The sequence below is a fragment of the Halovulum sp. GXIMD14793 genome (assembly GCF_054457435.1).
The window spans coordinates 1-2,493 of record NZ_JBTLNE010000115.1 but is presented as its reverse complement, the minus strand read 5'-3'; the positions used below and the strand labels follow the sequence as shown (position 1 = coordinate 2,493).

At 53.3% G+C, this 2,493-nt stretch carries 3 protein-coding genes and 3 pseudogenes; 2 read left to right on the top strand and 4 right to left on the bottom strand.

What is annotated here, in order from left to right; genetic code table 11:
• Positions 1 to 197, top strand: a 197-nt coding sequence (locus ACW9UQ_RS18510; RefSeq protein WP_458932465.1) for a hypothetical protein, incomplete at its 5' end; no start/stop codon positions are given.
• A gap of 30 nt (positions 198 to 227) precedes the next feature.
• Positions 228 to 596 carry a hypothetical protein gene (locus ACW9UQ_RS18505; RefSeq protein WP_458932464.1) on the top strand — a complete coding sequence of 123 codons (369 nt, stop codon included), beginning with the start codon at positions 228 to 230 and terminating at the stop codon, positions 594 to 596.
• A gap of 472 nt (positions 597 to 1,068) precedes the next feature.
• Here ACW9UQ_RS18505 and ACW9UQ_RS18500 read toward each other — a convergent pair.
• The 4 genes and pseudogenes from ACW9UQ_RS18500 to ACW9UQ_RS18485 form a co-directional block, all read right to left on the bottom strand.
• A pseudogene (locus ACW9UQ_RS18500) lies at positions 1,069 to 1,374 on the bottom strand (DDE-type integrase/transposase/recombinase); the annotation flags it as partial.
• 114 nt (positions 1,375 to 1,488) lie between these two features.
• Positions 1,489 to 1,623, bottom strand: a pseudogene (locus tag ACW9UQ_RS18495) (IS3 family transposase); the annotation flags it as partial.
• A 21-nt stretch (positions 1,624 to 1,644) separates the two neighbouring features.
• A pseudogene (locus ACW9UQ_RS18490) lies at positions 1,645 to 1,914 on the bottom strand (DUF3489 domain-containing protein); the annotation flags it as partial.
• 91 nt (positions 1,915 to 2,005) lie between these two features.
• Positions 2,006 to 2,221: a hypothetical protein gene (locus ACW9UQ_RS18485; protein WP_458932463.1), complete on the bottom strand. Its 216-nt coding sequence runs from the start codon at positions 2,219 to 2,221 to the stop codon at positions 2,006 to 2,008.
• Positions 2,222 to 2,493 lie beyond the last annotated feature (272 nt).

Genomic DNA, 2,493 nt, shown 5'->3' with positions numbered 1-2,493 from the left:
ATCGCACGCCACTGGCGATCCGTGAGAACAAATCTGCTCGGGTCCATTCAAACCTCCTCTTTTGGAAGGTTGAATCAGAACTCAAACCAAATGGGAATCCCGAATGTCCACAGGCCCTAAAGAAAGTTAAGCCTATTCAGTCCGCTACTCAAAAAACTACATATTCAGAACTTGATCACAGATGGATCAAAAATTAAGGTCCTCCAAACTAGGTTTTGGGGGCATCTATGAAGCTATTCGGTTTGAAAGCTTTTGTCGCAGCGGCACTTCTAACAGTTCCTGCACTCGCAGAGAGAGCAAAACATGACGTAACCCAGTACGACATCGCCGGTGTCAAACTTGGGATGAGCATGGAAGATGCCATAAATGCAGTTGTGACGACCCTCGGCGTATCTCGCGACGATGTAAGCCTTGGCTATCCAAAGGACGACCCCATCTCAGGCGAGGAACAAGTAACAAGCTTTGAGGTTTCGACTGAGGAGTACGAACTTCGCGTTGTGATGGCCGCCAATGTCCCACCAAATGCGATATTCCGATGGTGGTCTACAGCGTCTCATTCGTCATGCCACGGACACCACAAAATCAGGCTTCAATGAAGGCCAGAGCGATTGAAAATACGGTGCGCCTACCCATGGAAGCGCTGACGAACCAGCTCACCTTCGCGCTGAATGGTGCACTTTGAAAGCAGATCAGCCCCACGCGTCATGCGTCGTGTCAAGCGGACCTTATCTGAAACTGGACAGCGGCTTTTCCGGAAACGAGCTGACTTTGTATGATCAAAGCTATGTTGAGGCCGTGAAGCAATACATGAACAACGAAAAGTCATCTGCCCCGAAGTTCTAATTGTTCAGGGGCAAAGGCGCGGGCGAACCTGGCTGTCTTAGGGAGCTGCGGCTTGGCTATGTGAAACGTATCACCGCAAGCCGCAGCAGATGGCTACCAGGAAACGGGCGCTTTGGCATAGTCGAAGAAGCCGCCACTGTGTTCCGGTCGTAGCCGGTTAAGAAGGGAGTGTCCTGAACTTTGTGTATCTGGCCCGGCCCATGCGGTTTCAGATACTCAAGCGTCGACGCTGCCGACGGATGGCTCCAATCCTGCATCGACCAAACGCTCTGTGTACTTGATCGATACATATTGCGATCCCCGATCAGAATGATGGATCAGTTTCTCAGCAGGTCTGCGCGCATGGATCGCCTGTTCGAGCGCATCCAGAACGAACTGTGTGTCCTGTGTCGTCGACGCTTTCCAGCCGACGATCCGGTTAGCGAAGGTATCAATGACAAAGGCCACGTAGACGAAGCCTCGCCAGGTGGACACAAACGTGAAGTCGGACACCCAAAGCGCGTTTGGCATCGAAGCCCGGAACTGGCGATTAAAGCGTTTCGAGTTTACCTTGAGACATCACATAAAACCGAAACGCGTACACCATATAGGCTTATCACCGCGTTTCGGGATAATCCTTTGTCTCAGGTTTATCCCGAAACGCTTTAACCTTGTCCAATGGGCATTGATCCGCAGGCTGACCATAGGTGGTTTTGACCTTCTTGCCTCGCCGAACGCCTTGAATACCAAGCTGGCGCATCAAGCGTTCAACCGGCAGCGGGCGATATCGATCCTCTCACGCTTCATTGCATGCCACAGTTTACGTGCGCCGTAGACTGATCTGTTCTTCTCCCAAACGTCTTTCATCTCCTTGCGCAGACACCCGCCCTGATCCGTCTGCGCTTGATAAACCGGGCCGTTTGGCGATGGCCGGCAGCCAATGATCAGACCCGCCTTGCGAAGGCGTGAGATCTCAGCTCGGATCGTATGGGGCTGCCAGTCAAGCTTACCGGACAAGGTCGAGATGCGGGCCCCTGATTTGCGGGATAGGAGTTTGACAAGCTGTGCGCGTTTGCTGTTGGGTTTGGTCATATCTGTCTCCGTCAATTGCAGGCCGGCCAATCCGCCCGCTTGTACTGAGACAGGCCCGGACCAGCCGGGCATTTGAAGAGAACCAAAAACGCTACTTCGTGAGTGCGCCTCGCAGCTCAACACCAACCAAGCTGGCATTAGCCATCAGCTGTTCGATCTCACCGAGTAGCTCTCCATACTCAGCATGCTTCACCCCAGCCCGCTGCCCCTCGCTGGCAAGCCCGGCCGCATCCTCAAACAGACAAGTCAGTTGCGCAAATGCCTCACCAAAATCATATGTGTCGCCATCCTCCATGGCTCCACACATGCTTCCATTGGCCCACTAGTCCAGTGGTTTGTCGGGCGCGGAGCATAGGGTTGGCGAAGAAATCGACAGGGAGGGCGGGAAGCTGAAGTTCGCTGCCTTCGCGAAATGACTCGTTTGAGTTCGCCAAGTCGCGCATGGACCGCGCCAACCGGTTGACCTGCCCCCCCGAAACTTCCCTCGTTCTGATGTAGAGTTTGCTCAACCTTTTGAAGGAGCAAACGAATGCGAAAGAGCCGTTTCACGGAAGTCCAAATCATTGGGATGATCAAAGA

What these genes read in the sequence shown, in the direction of transcription:
- ACW9UQ_RS18505 (WP_458932464.1), top strand. Translation starts at nt 228, where the DNA reads ATGAAGCTATTCGGTTTGAAAGCTTTTGTCGCAGCGGCACTTCTAACA.
- ACW9UQ_RS18485 (WP_458932463.1), bottom strand. Translation starts at nt 2,221, where the DNA reads ATGTGTGGAGCCATGGAGGATGGCGACACATATGATTTTGGTGAGGCA.